The following is an 18,336-nucleotide window of genomic DNA, read 5'->3' on the forward strand; positions in this document are numbered from 1 at the left end:
CCTCAGAGGTGTTCCACCATGACCACCATCGACACCACCGCCCTCGACGGGCTGCGCACGGCCCTGCGGGGGACGGTCACCACCGCGGCGGACGCGGACTACGACGAGAGCCGCAGCCTGTACAACGCCATGATCGACCGCCGCCCCGCCGCCGTCGCCCGGTGCGCCGACGTGGCGGACGTACGGACGGTCCTCGCCTTCGCCCAGGACGCGGGGCTCGGACTCGCCGTCCGCGGCGGCGGACACAGCGGGCCGGGCCTGTGCCTGATCGAGGGCGGTCTGACCCTCGACCTCTCGCCGATGCGCTCGGTGCGCGTCGACCCCGAAGCACGGACGGCCCAGGTGGGCGGAGGCGCCCGGCTCGGCGACCTGGACCACGCCACCCACACCTTCGGCCTGGGCGTCCCGGCCGGGATCATGTCGACCACCGGCGTGGGCGGCCTCACACTGGGCGGCGGCCACGGCTATCTGACCCGGGCGTACGGCCTCACGATCGACAGCCTGGTCTCCGCGGACGTCGTCCTGGCCGACGGCACCTTCGTCACTGCCTCCGCGACGGACCACCCCGACCTGTTCTGGGCGCTGCGGGGCGGCGGCGGCAACTTCGGCGTGGTGACCTCGTTCACCTACCGGCTGCACCCGGTGGACACGGTCGGCGTCGGGGTGACCGTCTGGCCGGTCGAGCGCACGGCCGAAGTGCTGCGCTGGTACCGCGAGTTCCTGCCCGCGTCGGCGGACGACCTCTACGGGTTCTTCGCCCTGCTGACCATTCCGCCGGCCCCTCCGTTCCCGGAGGAGATCCACGGGCGGAAGATGTGCGGCGTCGTCTGGTGCGGCACGGGCGGCCTCGCGGCGGACGGCCGGCTGGGCGAGGCCCTCTCGGCCGTCGAGGAGCCGGCGCCGCCGGCCTTCCACTTCACCGCCCCGATGCCCTACCCCGCGCTCCAGTCCATGTTCGACGGCCTGATCCCCAAGGGGCTCCAGTGGTACTGGCGCGGCGATTTCTTCGACGCGGTCTCCGACGCGGCGGTCGAGGTGCACGAGAAGTACGGCCGCTCCCTCCCCACCGGCCTGTCGACCATGCACCTGTACCCCGTGGACGGCGCCGCCCACCGGGTCCCCGCCGACGCGACACCGTGGGCCTACCGGGACGCCCTGTGGTCCGGCGTCATCGCGGGCATCGACCCCGACCCGGCCAACGCCGAAGCGATCCGCCGGTGGTGCGTCGACTACTGGACCGAGCTGCACCCCCACTCCATGGGCGGCGCCTACGTCAACTTCCTCGGCGAGGCCGAGGACGCCGGCCGCGTGCGCTCCACCTACCGCACCACCTACGAGCGCCTGGCAGCCGTCAAGCGCTCCTACGACCCGGAGAACTTCTTCCGGGCCAACCAGAACATCGCGCCCGCCACCGCGTGAGACCACGGGCCCCGCACCACCGGACCGTCCCCGCCACCGGGCGTTAAAATCCGGGGCATGAACCCGACCGTGCAGGACGTGGACCGGTTCGAGGCGGCCAGGCCCCGGCTGGAGGCCATCGCCTACCGGCTCCTGGGCTCCGCGAGCGAGGCCGAGGACGCCGTGCAGGACACGTATCTGCGCTGGCAGGCCGCCGACATCCGGCGGATCGAGGTTCCCGAGGCCTGGCTGACCAAGGTCCTCACCAACCTCTGCCTCAACCAGCTCACCTCCGCCCGCGCCCGCCGCGAGACGTACGTGGGCGCGTGGCTGCCCGAGCCCCTGCTCGGCGGGGACGCCATGCTCGGCCCCGCCGACACGGCCGAGCAGCGGGAGTCGGTCTCGTACGCCGTGCTCACGCTCATGGAGCGGCTGACGCCGAACGAACGGGCCGTCTACGTGCTGCGCGAGGCGTTCGGCCATCCGCACCGGGAGATCGCGGAGATCCTGGACATCGGCGAGGCCGCCGCCCAGCAGATCTACCACCGGGCGAGGAAGCACATCGCCGACGGCAGGACGCGCGCCCAGGTGGACGAGGCCGCCGCCCGCCGGGTCATCGAGGAGTTCCTGCTCGCCGCCGCCGGCGGCCGTACCGAACCGCTGGTGGAGCTGCTGACCGCGGACGCGATCTCCATCGGGGACGGCGGCGGCAAGGTGCCGGCCCGTGCCAAGGCGTTCGAGGGCGCGAAGGCCGTCGCGACGTTCATGCGCGGCCTGCTCAAGCCCGGCAAGGCGAAGACGGCGATGACCGGCGGTTCCGTCGACCTGTACCTCACGACCGCCAACGGCTCCCACGCCGTCGTGGCGGCCGTCGGCGGCCAGGTCATCGGCGTCATGTGCGTGGAGGTCACCCCCGAGGGCATCGCCTCCTTCCGTAACCAGGTCAACCCGGACAAGCTGGAGCGGGCGACCCGGCAGTGGGCGGCCATGGACCACGGAAAGCCGCTGCTCACGGCCTTCTGAGCACCCTCCGCACGCCATGTGACCCAGGTCACATATGTCTTCTGTCAGGAAAACGCGGGCTGCCCGGTTCAAGGGGCGAGAAACCACCCCGCAGGGGCGAACCCGCCCGAGACAGGAGCAGGCACCATGCAGCAGCACCGCATCATCGTCCTCGGAGCCGGATACGCCGGAGCCATCGCCGCGGGCCGCGTCGCCAAGCGGCTGCGCCGCGAGGACGTCAGCGTCACCCTCGTCAACGCGGAGCCCGACTTCGTCGAGCGCGTCCGCATGCACCAGCTCGCGGCCGGCCAGGAGCTCAAGCCCCGCCCCTTCGCGGAGATGTTCGCCGGCACCGGTGTGGAGCTGAAGGTCGGCCGGGTCACCGCCGTGGACGCCGACCGCAGGGCCGTCACCGTCCAGGACGCTGACGGCCAGCAGGAGTTGGCGTACGACAGCCTTGTCTACGCCCTCGGCAGCACCTGGAACACCCACGGCGTCCCCGGCACCGCCGAGCACGCCCACGAGATCGCGAGCCGCCCCGGTGCGCTCCGGCTGCGCGACCGGCTGGCCGCCCTCGCACCCGGACAGTCCGTGCTCGTCGTCGGCGGCGGGCTGACCGGGCTGGAGGCGGCGACCGAGTTCGCGGAGGCCCGCCCGGACCTCGACATCGCCCTCGCCGCACGCGGTGAACTCGGCGACTGGCTCTCGCCCGCGGGCCGCGCGCACGTCCGCAAGGTCTGCGACCGGCTCTCCCTCACCGTCCACGAGCACACCGCCGTCACCGAGGTCGGCGACGGCCACGTCACCACCGCCGACGGCACCTCGATCCCGGCGGCGGTCACCGTGTGGACGGCGGGCTTCGCGGTCCACCCGCTCGCGGCGGCCAGCACGCTGGAGACGGCCGACAACGGTCAGATCGTGGTCGACGCGACCATGCGCTCGGTGTCGCACCCCGACGTGTACGCCATCGGCGACGCCGCCCTCGTCGCGGGACCCGGTGACAAGCCGCTGCGGATGTCCTGCGCCTCGGGCGTCCCCACCGCCTGGCAGGCCGCCGACGCCATCGCCGCCCGCCTCACCGGCACCAAGGTCCCCGCCACACCGCTGCGTTACTTCAACCAGTGTGTCTCGCTGGGCCGCAAGGACGGCCTGATCCAGTACGTCACCGCCGACGACCGCGCGGTCCGGGCGACGCTGAGGGGACGGGCCGCCGCGCTCTACAAGGAGCTGATCTGCAAGGGGGCGGCGTGGGGCGTCGCCAACCCGACCGCGGGCATGCCGGTCCGCCGCCGGCCGGTGGCCGCGCCGGAGCCCGCGACGGTGGCGGTGGTGGCCGAGCAGCGGTGAGCGGGGGTCACGCGTCGGGGCAGCCCCGGGCGAACGGTACATCGGGGAGGTAGGTGCGCCAGGCCGCCTCGGGGAGGTGGCCGTTCGCCCGGCGGCAGACCGTGGCCGCCGCCGTACCCGGATCGGTCCGGTACGTCGCGAGGTCCACATGGCGTCCCGCGACGCGCAGGGTCGTCCCGTCCGCCCCGAAGCCCAGCGCCATGGCGGGCTCGCCGCCCGTGGCCAGCGGCGGACCCAGCGGTGTGCGCGAGGCCATGTCCCACACCTCCACGGACCCGTTGCCGCCGACGGCCAGCAGGCGGGAGTCCGGCGAGAAGGCCAGCGAGACGACCGTCCCGGGAGCCTCGGGGCCCCTGTCCTTCAGCTCGCCCAGACGGCGTCCCGCCCGCCCGTCCCACAGCACGACGCGGCCGGCCCCGTCCCCGGCGGCCAGCAGCGATCCATCGGGGCTGAAGGCCACGGCATGAGCCTCGTCGATGCGCCGGACGGCGCCCGGCCCGGCGCCCCGCAGCTCGCCGACCTGTCCGTCGGAGGTGACGAACCGGCTGCCGTCCGGGGCCGTGGCCACCGTGTGCCCCTGGGCGCCCGGCCATGAACCGGCCGTCTCGCGGCGGCGCGGGTCCCAGAGGTACGTCGTGCCGATGGCGGGGGGCTGGACCAGGAGCAGCGACCGGCCGTCGGGGGTGTAGGCGACGGTACCCAGCCCCGCCTGGCCCGCCTTCCCGGGCAGGACGAGGTCCTGTCTCCCGGTGACGCGGCGCCGGGCGATGTCCCAGAAGACCACGCGGGGCGGTGCTGTGGAGCTGCCTCCGGCCGAGGCCGTGTCCGTCCCGTACACCAGCGTGCGGCTGTCGGGGCTGAACGCCAGGAACGCCTGGCAGCCGTACTCCCACCCCTTCACCGCCGGGCACGGCAGAGAGGGCAGTTCGCTCCAGCCGCCGCCGGGGCGCAGATCCCGGATCCGGAAGCCGGCCCGGTCCCCCTGCCCACGGGCGACGGCCAGGAACGTCCCGGACGGGCTGAACTCGGCGTTCATCGCGGGGTCGTGCTGCCGGCCCGGCGCCAGGACGCTGCTCACGTCCAGGGTGCGCACGGTCCTCGGCCACCCGCGGGCGTTACGGGTACCGGCCAGATACCTCAGGCTGCCCGTCGCGAGGTCGAAGCGCAGCTCCGCCGCCTCCTCACCGCCGAGCGCGTAGCGGAACACCGGATCGCCGCCCGGATCGTCCACCCGCCAGACGTACAGCTTCTCGTGGTCCACGGCCGCGAGGAACCTTCCGTCGGGGCTGAACCGGACCTCTGCCAGCCCCGGTTGCCCGACAAGGCGCCGTTCCCGCCCCGTGGCGACGTCCCACGTACGCACCCCGTCCCCGTCGGTCAGCGCGAGAGCTTTGGAGTCGGGGGTGAAGCGCACCGCCTCGTTCACGCACCGGTCACCCGGCACGGTGGGCGCCCACGGCGTGACGAGCCTGCGCCGGCGGTCCAGGTCCCACAGCTGCACCGGCTCGCCGGGCAGGCACCGGGCGAGCAGGCTGCCGTCCGGGCTGAGGAACACCTCCTGGACAAACGGCAGTCCGCGCCCCTCCGCGCCGCGCCGGGTGCCCAGTACCGCGGATTCGGGCCCGGTGAGGCTTTCCCCGACGCGCGGCTCGCGCCAGGGCCGGGGCGGAAGGGCCAGCCGCACCGCACCGGTTGCCGCGTCACGGACCGTCGCACGCTCCTTCCGCACTCCCCGTCCCGGCGAGGAGACCGGCTCGTACGTGACGAGAAGGCGTCCGCCCGCCCCGGTCGTGGCACCGCCGACGACCTCCGTCGGCGCGGGCCCGCCCGTGGCGCCGGGGGCGAGGCCGCGCACGGTGACCCGCAGCGCGGGCGGCGTGCCCCCGGAGAACTCCAGGACGCGCGGCCCGTCGCCCCGCACCGGGGCGACCCGGTCCAGGGCCTCCCCCACACCGGGCAGGCGGCGCCGCTCCCGGCCCGTGCGCACATCCCACTCGACGACGTCCTGCCGGCCGATGCTCAGCAACGTGTTTCCGTCGTCGCTGAGTTGCCGCAGCGTGTCGCCGCTCGTGTCGGGGTCGGTGAACAGCCCCTGCTCCGGCTGCGCCGACGCCGCCAGCAGCGCGGCGCGTGTCTCGGGGAGGTCGGCCACCTGCCAGGCGGCGAGGCCGAGGCGCATGGCGGTGACCGGATCGGACAGCCGCAGGCTCTCGGCCACCCCCGCGATGCGCCGGGCCTCGTCCTCCACACGGCGCCGCTCGCCCTGCCGGTTCTGCTGCCACGCCACCAGGCTCGCCAGCAGCGCGAGCACGAGCAGGACCGACAGCGCGCCGCCGCGCAGCCGCCGGGTGCGCTGTTCGCGCGCCGACGCCCGGGTGCTCGCGGCCAGGAACCGGCGCTCCAGCGGGGAGAGCGCGCGGGCATCGGCGGGGCCCGGACCGAAGGACTCCGTGGCCGCCGACAGCCGCGCCCCCCGGTAGAGCGCACCGGGATCCCCGCCAAGCTCCTGCCAGCCGGCGGCGGCCTCGGTGAGCCGGCGGTGCAGCCGCAGCCGCTCGCGGTCCTCGTCGATCCACCCCCGCAGCCGGGGCCAGGCGGTCAGGAGCGCCTCGTGCGCGAGGTCGACGGTGTCGTGGCCGAGGGTGACGAGCCGGGCCCGGCCGAGGCGTTCCAGGACGACGGCCACATCACCGCCCGCTTCGGTGTCCTCGCCGACGGGCACGCCGAGTTCGGCCCGGGTGACGGGCCGCCGGGTGTCCTGGGTGCCGAGGCCCGGGGTGACCAGGCGCAGCAGCACATGGTGGACCGTCTCCCGCTGGGCGGGGGTGAGCCCTTCGTAGCAGTCCTCGGCGGTACGGGCGATGGCCCCGGCCAGTCCGCCCGTGGCCACGTACGCCGCCTCGGTGAGGGTGCGGCCGTGGCGCCTGCGCCAGGTCTCCAGGAGGGCGTGCGACATCAGGGGCAGGCTGCCGGGCTGTTCCCCGAGCTCGTCGATGATCCGGGCGGTCAGCGCTCGCTCGACGAGCAGGCCGCGGGCGGCGGCGGGCCCGGTGATCGACTCGCGCAGCTCGTCCTGGTTCATCGGCCCGAGGAGGAGCGCGCCGTCACCGGCCGCGTCGGCGAGGCGGCGGTCCTGGGCGAGATGGCCGTAGAAGTCGGCGCGGATCGCGATGAGTACGCGGTGCCCGTGCCCGGACCGTGCCGCGTCCAGGAGCCCGTCGACGAACCGGGCCCGCTCGGCGGGGTCCGCGCACAGGGTGAACAGTTCCTCGAACTGGTCGACGACGATCAGCGCCGGGCCGCCCGCCGCCCCGGTGGACAGGGCCTCCGCGTGCGCGGTCGCCGGGCGCGGGCCGGGGGTGAGGACCCGGATCACCGCAGGCCGGCCGGCGGGCTCCGCTCCGGGCCGGCGCAGCCGGGGGATCAGGCCGGCCCGGAGCAGGGACGACTTCCCGCTGCCGGAGGGGCCGCACAGCACGGTGAACCGCTTCTCGGCGACGAGGGCGGCGAGTGGGGCGATGACACGGTCGCGGCCGAAGAACAGGCCGCTGTCGCTCGTCTCGAACCGGGCCAGACCCCGGTACGGGGCGGAGGCGTCGTCCCCGTCGGCGGCGAGGCGTTCCGCCGTCGCCTCGTCCTCCGCCTCGACCCACCGCCGCTCCCAGTGCTCCTCGTCGCCCCCGCAGGCCCGTACGTAGGCCAGGGCCACCGGCAGCGAGGGAAGCCGCTCCCCGGCGGCGGCCTGCGCGAGCGTGGTGGTGGAGTAGTGCGCCCGTAAGGCCATCTGCCGGTACGTCAGCGGCCCGGCCTCGTCGCGCAGCTTGCGCAGTTCCAGGGCGAACCGGGCCACCGGCCCCTCGGCCGGGTCCAGTTCACGTTCGCGTCGTCCCACAGCGGCTCCCCCTCGTCCGTCGTCGGCCCGACCAGCATGCCGGGCTTTGTCCGGAGTGATGAGAGGGGCTCGCCTGACAACTCCGCGCCGCCGAAGACTCGGCATCGGGACGAGCGACATCGCATCGTCCGTGACCAGCAGAGGGGAACCCGAACTCATGCGTATGAAGCGTGCTCTCGGCGCGGCGGCCGTGATGGCCTCGGCCGTCGCCGCCCTGGCCGTCACACAGGCCGAGGCCCTGCCGGCGGCCCCGGTCCCGGTCTCGGTGAAGGCGAACTCACCGGGCGTCTCCCCCGGCACGGGCCACGCCCCGATCTACAACGACGAGGGCCTCATCTCGTGCCAGAAGGGCTCCCTGTGCACCTCCGTCTGGGACCCGGCCAGGAAGAAGTGGCGGGTCGACCGCTTCGAGCGGTGCGACACGTACGACCTGAGCTACTGGGAGGGCAGCGGGGCCTACATCAACAACCAGACCGGCGGCGTCAAGGGCGTGTTCACCCGGACGGACGGGACCACGTTGAAGGTTGCCGCCGACAACAAGGGCCACGCGATCAACTGGTCGCCCTTCGCGAAGATCAAGCCCTGCTGACCCGCCTCACAGCAGCCGTTCCGGCAGCGGCCCCGCGCTCGGTGTCCGGGCGTGGGGGCCGTCCGGGGTGACGTACTCGACGTCGCCCAGGGGGTCGGCCGTCACCTCGCCGACGACGGCGGCGTGACGGCCCCCGGGGTGGGCGCGCAGCGCGGCGAGCACGGTGTCCGTCCGTTCCGGGGGGACGAACAGGCACAGGCAGCCCGCGCAGGCCGCGTCCAGCGGTGCGAGGCCCCGGGTGGCGAGCGCTACCCGGGCCCCGGGGCGCACGGGCAGCGCGGTCTCGTCGACGCGCACGGTCAGGCCCCGGGCGGCGGCGCTCAGGCGCAGGACCTCCGCGAGGCCGCCGGCTCCGACGGGGCGGGCGTGGTGCAGGCCGGCCCGGATCTCGCGCAGGAGGCCGTTGAGGGGGGCGCAGTCGCTGGGCACGTGGTGCTCGTAGCCGAGGCCGTCGCGCAGGGAGACCAGATGGGCGGCGTGGTCGCCGAGGGGGCCCGTGACCACGACGCGGTCGCCGGGGCGGATGCGGTCCGGCCCGAGCGCGGGCCCGCCGCGCTCCCCGAACGCGGTCGCGGTGACGTAGACCCGGTCCGCCTCGCCCGCGCGGACGACCTGGGTGTCCACGGCGGCGACGGTGACCCCCGCCTCGGCGGCGGCCTCCCGGACCGAGGCGGTGAGCCGGTGGACCAGGTCGAGGGGCAGCCCGGCCTCCAGCACGATGCCGAGGGCCAGGTGGCGGGGGTCGGCGCCGGTGGCCGCGAGGTCGTTGACCGCACCGCAGACGGCGACCCGGCCGATGTCCCCGTTGCCGAAGAACGGCGGGTCGACGACGTAGGTCCCGGTCCTCACGACGAGGCCGGGCTCCTGCGGGGCGAGGGCCCGGGTGATCAGTTCGCGCACGTCCGGGCCGAAGCCGACCTGCGTGGTGTACCGGTCCCGCGTGTAGGTCACGAAAGCCACCCCCCGATGCGCGCGTCACGACCGTGCCCATCATGCTGCGGGCGCGCGAGCGCGCCTACCCGTGTTGTGGGCTAGGGGGACTACTTAGGGGCGGTCGTACGCGCGCAGCAGGAGGACCGCCGCGACGGCGGCCAGCGCCGGGAGCGCGCCGAAGCCGGCCAGGATGCCGACGCGGGCCGTGAGGGACTGTGCGGCGGCGTCGCCGGTGCCGGAGGAGACATAGCCGGTGAGCTGGAGGACCAGTCCGTAGAGGAACGGGCCGACGGCCACGCCCAGGCCCTCCGCCGTCGTGAACACCCCGGAGAGCACGCCCCCTTGGCGGCGGCCGGTCCGGGCCGTGTCCCGCGCGACGCAGTCCGGCAGCATCGCGTACAGGAAGAGCAGCTGGCCCGCGTGGCCGGTGCCGGCCAGGGCCATCGTGACCAGGACCGCGCCCTGCGGCAGCACCGGCGAGGCCAGGAAGAGCAGACAGCCGGCGATGAACAGCGCGGAGGCCAGGGCGTATCCGCGCGGGCCGCGCAGCCGGGACCACAGCGGCATGGTCAGCAGGTTCGGCGCGACGAACGCGGCCACCAGCGGGCCGACCCCGGAGGAGTCGTGCAGGACGTGGTCGGCGAAGTACGGGGCGCCCGCGAGGAGTACGCCGGTGGCGACGGACTGGAGGACCACGCAGCGCAGCAGTGCCATGAACGGCGGATTGGCGCGCGCGGCGGCGAACTGCTCGCGCAGGGTGGGCTGCGACGCGACGACGGGTGCGGTGCTCCGGCCCGTACGGGACGTGGCGTCCGGCGTACCGGCTCCGGCTCTCCCCGTACGGGTCCCCGCCCACGCCGGAGCGCTCCCGGTGTCCCCCCTACGGGTCCCCGCGCACACCCACACCGCCCCCGTCGCGACCACCACCGCGCCGAACACCCCGGCGTACCGGTGTCCCGCCAGGCCGCCGCCGCCCGCGTCCACCAGGGCGGGTGCCGCCGCCCCCGTCACCAGGGCCGCCACGCCGATCACCGCGACCCGGCCCGCGACCAGGCGCATCCGGTCCTCCTCGCGGTCCGCGAGTTCGGCGGGCATGGCGACGTACGGGACCTGGAAGAAGGCGAAGGCGGTCGCGGTGAGGAGGTAGCCGGCGGCGGTGAACCAGGCACCGGCCGGGCCCGGCAGCGGTCCCGCGAAGGTCAGCGCGAAGCCCAGGGCCATGACGAGCCCGCCCCACAGCACGTACGGGCGGCGGGAGCCCCAGCGGGTGCGCGTGCGGTCGCTGGCGCGGCCCACGAACGGGTTGAGGACGACGTCCCACGCCTTCGGCAGGAAGACGATCGCCCCGGCCAGCGCGGCGCCGACGCCGAGCGTGTCGGTGAGGTACGGGAGCAGGAGGAGCCCCGGCAGCGTGGTGAACGTGCCCGTGACGAGCGAGCCCGAGGCGTAGCCGAGCCGCACGCGGCGGCTCGGTCCGCCGGCGCGCGCCGGTGCGGGCGGGGCGGAACGGTCGCCGTCGGTGTCGGTGATGGCCATCGCGGTGCCTCCCTCGGGAAAGCCCCGCCGAGGGCGCGGGGGATGTCCCTCGGCGGGGCTGTCGGGGCACAGCATCGCGCCCCGCCCATGGGCGCCGCTTAAGCCCCGCTCCCCTGCCGAACGCACCTTCCTGCCATGCACTTTGTGGCCATCGGCGACGGGTGGCCGGGGCTTGTCAGGGACTCCACCATGTGCTGAGAGAAGGGGAGGGACATGACAGTCGACAACCGCATGACCTCGGCTCCCGCCATCCACGGACGTGCGACAGCGGCTGCGGGGAACGCGGGGGCCGCCCAGCACCTGATCCACCGCCCGGCCGCCCGGTCGTCCTACACCCTGGACGCGCCGAGCCTGGGTGAGGAGCACTTCACCCTCGTCGGCGACACCCCCGTGGCCCATCCGCTCTTCAACGACGGCCCCGGTCGCTTCCACGACCTCCAGATCGCCACCGCCGGTGTGCGGGACGTCGGCGAACTCGTCGGCCACCGCTACTTCGGCGTGCCCGGGGAACGTCCCGGCCTCTTCTACCGCTTCTCCCTCGACCTCACCGACCTCTCCGCCTGGCGCACGGACCCGGCGGGCGGCCGGGGCGTGGTCATGGAGACACGGATCAGGGCCCGGCCCGCCAACGTGGTCGCCGAAGTCCCGCGCGGGCTCGACTTCCATCTCGACGTACGGATCGACGGGCGGCCGTGCGGGACCGGGGCGGCCGGGATGGTCTTCCTGATGCCGAAGCTGTACCGCAAGCACGTCGCGCACGCCCGGCAGGCGATGCGCGCCGTGCCCGAGCTGAACGACGCCCCCGACGCCCCGCCGCGCCCGGCCGGTGCCGCCGAAGTCGGCCGGTCCGCCGGGGAGAACGTGGTGATCAGCGAGCCCGTGGACGCCTCGCGCGGCCGGATCAGCACCTGGGTGCTGTCCGCGCCGGTCAGCCCGGTCTTCGACGTCACGGACGGGCGCCAGGAGGGCCAGTTCTCCGGGCTCCACCTGCTGGAGGCGCTGCGCCAGAGCTCGCTGCTCACCGCCGGCCGCGCGCACGGTCTGGACCCGGAGCGCAGCACCCTCGGCGCCTGCCAGGTGCACCTCCGGGGGCAGGCGGAACGCGCGCTGCCGCTGCGCTGCGTGGCGGTGGCCGGGCCGCTGGACCGGGATGCCGAGGGGCGGCCCTCGGTGCCGGTGACCCTGACGCTGACCCAGCAGCGGTGGGCGGTCGCCGAGGCCCGCACCTGCGTGGTCCAGGACTACTGAGCGATGGGCGCGGTGCGTTTCGGCATCCTGGGACCCCTGGAGGTCAGCGGCGGTGCGCCGGCGGCCGCCAAGCTGCGGGGTGTCCTCGGGACGCTGCTGGTCCGCGCGAACGAGGTCGTGTCCGTGGACAGCCTCATCGACGAGCTGTGGCCCGACTCCCCGCCGCGCACCGCCGCCACCACCCTCCAGGTGTACGTGTCCCACCTGCGCAAGGCCCTGCGCACCGCCGGCCCGCACCACGACGCCGAGACGCTACTCACCCGCCGTCCCGGCTACCTGGCGCGGGTCACCCCGGACGAGCTCGACAGCACCGCCTTCCTCGATCTGTCCCGGCGCGGCCACCTGGCCCTGCACGACGGCGACTTCGCGGGGGCGGCCGACCTCCAGCGCCGGGCCCTCGCCCTGTGGCGGGGGCCGCTGCTCTCGGACATCCCGCACGGGCCGCTCCTGGAGGGCGCCGCCGTCCGCATGGACGAGGCCCGCACCACGGCGCTCGACGAGCGGGTCCGGGCCGAGCTGCACCTCGGCATGCACCGCCAACTCGTCCCCGAACTGCACGAACTGGCGGCGGAGTACCCGCTGCGCGAGGAGTTCCACGCGCATCTGATGGTGGCGCTCTACCGGTGCGGGCGGCAGGCCGAGGCGCTGCGCGTCTTCACGCTGCTGCGGCAGACCCTGGTGGACGAGCTGGGCATCGAACCGGGTCCGAGGTCCCGCCGGCTCCAACGGCTCATCCTGGCGGGCGATCCGGACCTGGCCCGCCCCGGACCGGACGGGCGCCCGGCGGCCGGCCGTGCGGGCAGTGGCGCCGGCACCGCGCTGCCCGCCCCCGACCCGTCGTTCGTGGGCCGTACGGAGGAACTCGCCGCGCTGGAGCGCCTGTTGCGTACGGCCTCCGGCGGCGATGTCGTCGCCGTGACGGGGATGCCCGGCGCCGGGAAGACGGCCCTGGCCGTCGAGGCCGCGCACCGGGCCGCCGACGCGTTCCCCGGCGGACTGCGCCTGCTGGACCCGCGCGGCGGCGGAGGTCCACCACACCCCGCCCCCGCGCGCGCAACCCTGCTGATCGTGGACGGTGTGGCCTCCGAGGCCGAGGTACGGCCGCTGCTGCCGCTCGGCTACACCCTGCTGCTCACCGCGCGCCGGGTGCCGGCCGGGCTGCCGGGGCTGCGGACCGTGCTCCTCGGGCCGTGGCGCCCGGCGGAGACCCGGCAGCTGACCCGGCTGTTCGACGGCCACGGTGAGGGCCACCGGCCGACCGCCGACGAGACCGGGGAGATCGCCGGCCTGTGCGGGCGGCTGCCGCTCGCCGTGCGGGCCGCCGCCGCCCAGCTCGCGGCCCGGCCGCACTGGACGCCCGCCACCCTCGCCGCCCGGCTGCGCGCGGAGGACGGCCGGCTCGACGCGCTGCGCACCGGTGACATGGACGTACGGGCCCGGCTGCTGACCGCGTACGTGGACTGCGACGACGGGCGGCGCCGGCAGTTCCGGCTGCTGTCCCTGCTGCCGCCGGGCCCCTTCGACGCCGCGCGGGCCGCCGCCGCCCTGGGCACCGGTGAGGCACGGGCGCTCGCCGCGCTCGAAGGGCTGGCCGACGAACGGCTGGTGGAGGCGGACCGGGGCGCGTGGCGGCTGCCCGAGCTGCTGCGGCTCCTCGCCGCCGAACGGCTGGCCGCCGAGGAGGACCCGCAGACCGTGCGGGCCGCCGTCCGGCGCGTGTGCCTGGCGTACCTGCCGGGCGCGGCGGGGCCCCGGCGCGCGGCGGACCCGGACGCTCCGGCGCTCGCCCGGCTGGCCCGGTCCGCGTACCACGCCGGACTGTGGGAGCCGGCCGTACGGCTGACGGACGGCCTCGCCGGGTGCGCGCGGCCCGACCCGGAGGCCGAGGAGGCGTGCTACGCCCTGGCCCTGGACGCCGCGCGGCGCTGCGCGGACCGCCCGGCCGAGGCGCGGATGCTGCGGCTGCTCGCCGAACTCGCCGGTCGCTACCGGCGTTTCGGGCGCTCCCGGGAGCTGTTCGCGCGGGCGCTGGAGATCGCCCGGGAGTGCGGCGCCGAGGAGGAGGCGGGGCACGCACTCGTCGGACTGGCCGAGCTCCTGCTGGACGGCGGGGCGGTCGGGGACGCGGCGGAACTGCTGGAGCAGGCCCTCGCCGCGCTGACCGCCCCCGGTCACGCCCGGGGCCGTTACGAGGCGGCGCGGGCGCGGGCCCTGGTGGCGCTCGCCCAGGACGGCCCGGAGGCGGCCCGGGTCTGGTTCGCCGAGTGCCTGGCGCTGGCGGACGCGCTCGACGACCCCCGGCTGCGGATGTACGTGCGGCGCTCGCTGCGGGCGCTGGACGCGGGTGCGCCGGAGTCGGGCTTCGGTGCCGTGGAGATACGGCCGGGTCTCTGGAGGATTCATCAGGGCGGCCCGTTCGCCGGGGCGTCCCGCTCGGTGGGGGAACCATGTCGGTAACGCTCGGCCCGGCCACGGAACCGGTCGGCAGGGAGCGGGAGTCCGCCGCCCTGCGGGAGCGCCTGCTCTCGCCCGGTGTGCGGCTGGTGACGCTGACCGGGCGGGCCGGGGTCGGCAAGACCCGCCTCGCCCGGGAGGCCGTACGGGACCTCGGCGAGGCGTTCGCCCGCGTGGAGAGCGTGGACGCGGCGGTGCCGGGCGCGCTGTCGGCGGCGGTGACGGCGCGGCGCGAGGGAGCGGCGGACGGCCGGCCCACGGGCGGCCACGAGCGGGTTCTGCTGCTGCTCGACGGCTGCGACCACGAGGCCCGGGAGCCCGCGGCGGAGGCCGCCGTGGCACTGGCCGCCGACCCGGGCGTGGTGGTCCTGGCCACCGCTGTGGAACCGCTCGGGGTCTACGGGGAACAGCTGCTGCCCCTCGGACCGCTGCCCGTGCCCGGCGAGGGCGACGGCGAGGACCCGCACGCCGTGGCGTCGGTGGCCCTGTTCGTCCGCCGGGCCCGTGACGCCGACCCGTCGTTCGCGCTGACCCTGGAGAACGGCGCGGCCGTGGCCGAGATCTGCACCCTGCTCGGCGGACTGCCCCTCGCCCTCGAACTCGCCGCCCTGCGCCTGCGGTTGCTGCCCCCGCATCTGCTGGCGGCCCGGCTGCGCGGGCGTACGACCGTCCTCGCGGGCGGACCCGTGAACGCGCCCGCCCGGCACCGCTCGCTCACCGCGCTCGCCGAGTGGAGCTGCCACGGACTGGACCCGGCGGCCCGCGCACTGCTGGGGCGGCTCGCGGTGTACGAACCGGGCTTCGGGCTCGCCGCCGCCGGGCTCGCCGAGGAGGAGGGCCTGGAACCGCTGATGGACCGGGGGCTGCTCACCGTCCTCGGCGAGGAGCGGGGCGAACTGCGGTTCGCGGTGCCCGAACCCGTACGGTCCCACGCACGTGCCCAGGCGGCGGAGACGGCGGCGGACGCGCACGCCGAGCGCTACCGGCGGCTGGTGGCCGCCGCGCTGCCGGGACTCGCCGGCACCGGCCAGGACCGGCTGCTGCGGGAGGCGGCGGCCGAGGGCGCCAACGTGCTCGCGGCCCTGCGGCATCTGCACGAGCGGGGCGACGGCGAGGCCGCGGCGGCGATGGTGCTCGGCTGCCATCTGCCGTGGCTGGCGCAGGGGCGGCTGCGGGAGGGGCTGGAGTGGTGCGACGCGGTCGCCGACGCCGGGCCGCTCCCCGAGGCACCGCGCGCCCGGCTCGCCGATCTGTCCGGGGTGTTCGCGCTGGCCCTGGGCGACCCGCAGGAGGCCGTACGCCGTCACCGGCGGGCCCTCGCCCTGGGCAAGAGCGTCGGCGACCGGCGGCAGAACGCCCTCGCCTCCCTCCGGCTCGGCGCCGCCCTGCTCAGGGCCGGTGACGCGGCGGCGGCCCACAGCGTGCTGGTCACCGCGCACAGCGCGCTGTCCACGATGGGCGTGACCGGGGGCACCGCCGAGGCCGCCGTCGCGCTCGCCGCCGCCCTGCACGCCGAGGGCGACCGGCGCAAGGCGCGGGACATGCTGGTCAGGGCCGAGGAGACGTTCCGCCGCAGCCGTGACGGACGCGGGCTCGCCGGTGCGCTGCGGGCCCTGGCCGCGCTGGACCTGGAGGGCGACGAGCCGGAACCGGCCGAGACCGCGCTCAGGGAGGCGCTGCGGCTGTACGAGGCGATCGACGAGCGCACGGAACTCCCCGGCCTGCTGGAGGAGTTCGCGCTGCTCCTGCTCCGGTCCCAGCCCGCGCAGCGCCCGCGCGCGGTCCGGCTGCTCGCGGCGGCCGACGTGCTGCGGCAGCGCACCGGCGCCGAGGTCCCCCAGGAGTGGCGCTCACAGGCCGAGCGCGCCCGTACGGAGCTGGGCGCCCGGCTCGACTGGCCCGACTTCGCGACCGCCTGGGCGGAGGGCGTCCGGATGTCCGCGCCCACGGCGGTGGCCGAGGCACTGTCCTCGCCCGTGCCCTCGCGCCGCCCGGTCGCCGGCGCTGCGGCCGAGGCGCAGTCGCTCACCCCGCGCCAGGCCCAGGTCGCGCTCCTGGTCGCGGAGGGGCTGACCAACCGGCACATCGCGGCGCGGCTCGACATCTCCGAGTGGACCGTCGTCAACCACGTCCGCCAGGTGATGCGGCGGCTCGGGTGCACCTCGCGGGTGCAGGTCGCCGGGGCGGTGGGGCGGTGGGGATGACCCGAGGCACCGGCACGGCGGAGCGCCGCCTCCTGGAGCTGACCGCGCCCGACGAGGTCGTCCGGCGGTTCCGGGCGGCCGGATGGTGGCGGGAGGAGACCTTCCTCGACGACCTGCGCCGCACGGCGGCCGGTGCTCCGCAGCGGCCCGCGATCGTCGCGGAGCGGATGCTGCGGCCGGAGGGCGAACGCCGGGTCACCGTCACCTACGGCCAACTCGCGCTGTACGTCGAACGGTTCGCGGCGGCCCTGGCCTCGCTCGGGGTGGCGCCGGGCGACCCGGTCGCCTACCAGCTGCCCAGCTGGTGGGAGACAACCGCCCTCACCCTCGCCTGCTGGCGGGCCGGCGCGGTCGCGGTGCCCGTACTGCCGACCGTACGGGCCCATGGGCTGCGGCACATCCTGGACGGCACCCGGGCCCGGGTCTGTGTGGTCCCGGACGCCTGGGAGGGATTCCCGCACGCCGAGGCGCTGGCCGATCTCGCGCCGGGGCTGCCCTGGCTGCGGCACCGCGTGGTGGTGGGGGACGCGGCGGCGACCGGGGCCGTCGACTTCACCGCGCACTTCGTGCGCACCCCGCACGAGCGGACCGCGGCGGGCCGCCGCCTCGCGCCGCTGCCGGGGCGCGCCGACCGGCCGGCGCTGCTGATCAGCGTGATGGGGCTGCGCGACGCGTACACCTCCGTGGTGCACTCCCCCGACACCCTGTACGCCAACGTCTCGGCCCAGCACCACCCCGAGGGCCCGGGGCGGCGGCCCGGCGAGGTCTTCCTGTCCACCCTGCCGCTGACCTCTCTGGCCTCGCTCATCTACACCGTGTGCTGGCCGCTCGCGGTCGGCGGCACGGGCGTCTGGCAGGACGTGTGGGACCCGGGCCGCTGCCTGGACCTGATGGCGTACGCGGGGGTCGACCAGGTGTACGCGGAGCCCGCGTACTTCGCTGAGCTGCTGACCACCCAGCGGGAGCGGCCCCGGAGCCTGGAGCGGCTGCGGCTCGTCCTGTCCGGCGGGCGCACCAGCACCCCGGAGCCGCTGGCGGCGGAGCTGCGGGAGGTGTTCGGGGTGCCGGTGCTTTCCGCGTGGGGGGCGCCGGAGCTGGGCATGGGCGCGCTGTCGGCGGCGGCCGGCGAGTCACAGTTGTTGCGGGGCCTCGAAGTACCGGCCGGGGACGGCCCGGGGCCCGTCCCGCTGCGGGTGCGCGGGCCCTCGGTGGCCCTGGCGACCTGGCGGCACGGGGAGGCGGTGCCCGTCTCGACGTGGGAGGACGGGGACGGCTGGCTGGACACGGGGGACGTCGCGACGACGGACACCGGCGGCGGCATCCGCGTCCGGGCCCGCGCGGGGACCCGGACCGGGGCGATCTTCATGGTGCCGGTCGCGGAGGTGGAGGAGTCCCTGCTGACCCATCCCCGGGTGGGTGAGGCGGCGGTGGTCGCCTACACCGACCCGGAACACGGGGAGCTGCCGTGCGCGGTGGTGGTCCCGGTCGCGTGGGACCGGCCGCCCGGCCCGGCCGAACTGCGCGAACACCTCACCGCACGGGGCGTCGCCGAGGCGTTCCTGCCCACGCGCCTGGAGATCGTGGGCGCCCTGCCCCGCGACGAGCACGGCCGCCTGCGCCGGGACGCGCTGCGCACATGGCTGCTACGGGGACGGCCGGGGAGCCCGCGGCCGGCGCCGGAGTAGAGGACGCTCGCGGAACGCATACGGGCATCCGCGTAAGCGCTCGCGGGC

General features: G+C 75.9%; 11 protein-coding genes. 8 read left to right on the plus strand and 3 right to left on the minus strand.

The genetic code is table 11. The annotated features are described in order from the left end of the window. Positions 1 to 18: 18 nt before the first annotated feature. The 3 genes from EAO73_RS33000 to EAO73_RS33010 all read left to right on the plus strand — a co-directional run bounded on the left by EAO73_RS33000 (position 19) and on the right by EAO73_RS33010 (position 3,747). Positions 19 to 1,419 (plus strand): FAD-binding oxidoreductase, encoded by a 1,401-nt coding sequence (locus tag EAO73_RS33000; protein ID WP_191134308.1) that lies wholly within the window; start codon positions 19 to 21, stop codon positions 1,417 to 1,419. Positions 1,420 to 1,476: 57 nt separating this feature from the next. Beyond that, positions 1,477 to 2,421 carry an RNA polymerase sigma factor SigJ gene (sigJ, locus tag EAO73_RS33005; RefSeq protein ID WP_147975134.1) on the plus strand — a complete coding sequence of 315 codons (945 nt, stop codon included), beginning with the start codon at positions 1,477 to 1,479 and terminating at the stop codon, positions 2,419 to 2,421. Positions 2,422 to 2,547: 126 nt separating this feature from the next. Then, positions 2,548 to 3,747, plus strand: a complete 1,200-nt coding sequence (locus EAO73_RS33010; protein WP_147975135.1) for an NAD(P)/FAD-dependent oxidoreductase — start codon at positions 2,548 to 2,550, stop codon at positions 3,745 to 3,747. A 7-nt stretch (positions 3,748 to 3,754) separates the two neighbouring features. Here EAO73_RS33010 and EAO73_RS33015 read toward each other — a convergent pair whose 3' ends face one another. Further along, positions 3,755 to 7,639: a hypothetical protein gene (locus EAO73_RS33015; protein WP_147975136.1), complete on the minus strand. Its 3,885-nt coding sequence runs from the start codon at positions 7,637 to 7,639 to the stop codon at positions 3,755 to 3,757. 157 nt (positions 7,640 to 7,796) lie between these two features. Between EAO73_RS33015 and EAO73_RS33020 the strand changes: the two genes are divergently transcribed. Then, entirely contained in the window at positions 7,797 to 8,228 is a 432-nt protein-coding gene (locus EAO73_RS33020; RefSeq protein WP_147975137.1) for a hypothetical protein, read from the plus strand. 6 nt (positions 8,229 to 8,234) lie between these two features. Here EAO73_RS33020 and EAO73_RS33025 read toward each other — a convergent pair whose 3' ends face one another. Together EAO73_RS33025 and EAO73_RS33030 are read right to left on the minus strand one after the other, a co-directional pair. Next, on the minus strand, positions 8,235 to 9,179 hold the full coding sequence (locus EAO73_RS33025) for an AIR synthase-related protein (protein WP_224756545.1): 945 nt from the start codon (positions 9,177 to 9,179) through the stop codon (positions 8,235 to 8,237). 93 nt (positions 9,180 to 9,272) lie between these two features. Beyond that, a complete protein-coding gene (locus tag EAO73_RS33030) occupies positions 9,273 to 10,697 on the minus strand; it encodes an MFS transporter (RefSeq protein WP_147975139.1) in 1,425 nt (474 codons plus the stop codon). Positions 10,698 to 10,910: 213 nt separating this feature from the next. Between EAO73_RS33030 and EAO73_RS33035 the strand changes: the two genes are divergently transcribed. Genes EAO73_RS33035 through EAO73_RS33050 form a run of 4 tightly spaced genes read left to right on the plus strand, consistent with a single transcriptional unit; the run spans position 10,911 to position 18,288 of the window. Continuing rightward, positions 10,911 to 11,945 carry an AfsA-related hotdog domain-containing protein gene (locus EAO73_RS33035; protein ID WP_147975140.1) on the plus strand — a complete coding sequence of 345 codons (1,035 nt, stop codon included), beginning with the start codon at positions 10,911 to 10,913 and terminating at the stop codon, positions 11,943 to 11,945. A gap of 3 nt (positions 11,946 to 11,948) precedes the next feature. Next, positions 11,949 to 14,402, plus strand: coding sequence for a BTAD domain-containing putative transcriptional regulator (locus EAO73_RS33040; RefSeq protein WP_147975141.1), 2,454 nt, complete (start codon positions 11,949 to 11,951; stop codon positions 14,400 to 14,402). Beyond that, positions 14,393 to 16,603, plus strand: a complete 2,211-nt coding sequence (locus EAO73_RS33045) for an ATP-binding protein (RefSeq protein ID WP_147975142.1) — start codon at positions 14,393 to 14,395, stop codon at positions 16,601 to 16,603. The genes EAO73_RS33040 and EAO73_RS33045 overlap by 10 nt, the downstream gene beginning before the upstream one ends. Further along, the gene (locus EAO73_RS33050) at positions 16,600 to 18,288 is read left to right on the plus strand and encodes an AMP-binding protein (protein ID WP_147975143.1); all 1,689 of its coding nucleotides are present in this window, start codon (positions 16,600 to 16,602) and stop codon (positions 18,286 to 18,288) included. The genes EAO73_RS33045 and EAO73_RS33050 overlap by 4 nt, the downstream gene beginning before the upstream one ends. Positions 18,289 to 18,336: the final 48 nt, after the last annotated feature.

The sequence above is a fragment of the Streptomyces sp. col6 genome, assembly GCF_008042035.1.
In the GTDB taxonomy this organism is placed as follows: domain Bacteria; phylum Actinomycetota; class Actinomycetes; order Streptomycetales; family Streptomycetaceae; genus Streptomyces.

Coding starts and splice junctions, on each gene's coding strand:
- EAO73_RS33000 (WP_191134308.1), top strand. CDS start 19: ATGACCACCATCGACACCACCGCCCTCGACGGGCTGCGCACGGCCCTG.
- sigJ (WP_147975134.1), top strand. CDS start 1,477: ATGAACCCGACCGTGCAGGACGTGGACCGGTTCGAGGCGGCCAGGCCC.
- EAO73_RS33010 (WP_147975135.1), top strand. CDS start 2,548: ATGCAGCAGCACCGCATCATCGTCCTCGGAGCCGGATACGCCGGAGCC.
- EAO73_RS33020 (WP_147975137.1), top strand. CDS start 7,797: ATGCGTATGAAGCGTGCTCTCGGCGCGGCGGCCGTGATGGCCTCGGCC.
- EAO73_RS33030 (WP_147975139.1), bottom strand. CDS start 10,697: ATGGCCATCACCGACACCGACGGCGACCGTTCCGCCCCGCCCGCACCG.
- EAO73_RS33035 (WP_147975140.1), top strand. CDS start 10,911: ATGACAGTCGACAACCGCATGACCTCGGCTCCCGCCATCCACGGACGT.
- EAO73_RS33040 (WP_147975141.1), top strand. CDS start 11,949: ATGGGCGCGGTGCGTTTCGGCATCCTGGGACCCCTGGAGGTCAGCGGC.
- EAO73_RS33045 (WP_147975142.1), top strand. CDS start 14,393: ATGTCGGTAACGCTCGGCCCGGCCACGGAACCGGTCGGCAGGGAGCGG.
- EAO73_RS33050 (WP_147975143.1), top strand. CDS start 16,600: ATGACCCGAGGCACCGGCACGGCGGAGCGCCGCCTCCTGGAGCTGACC.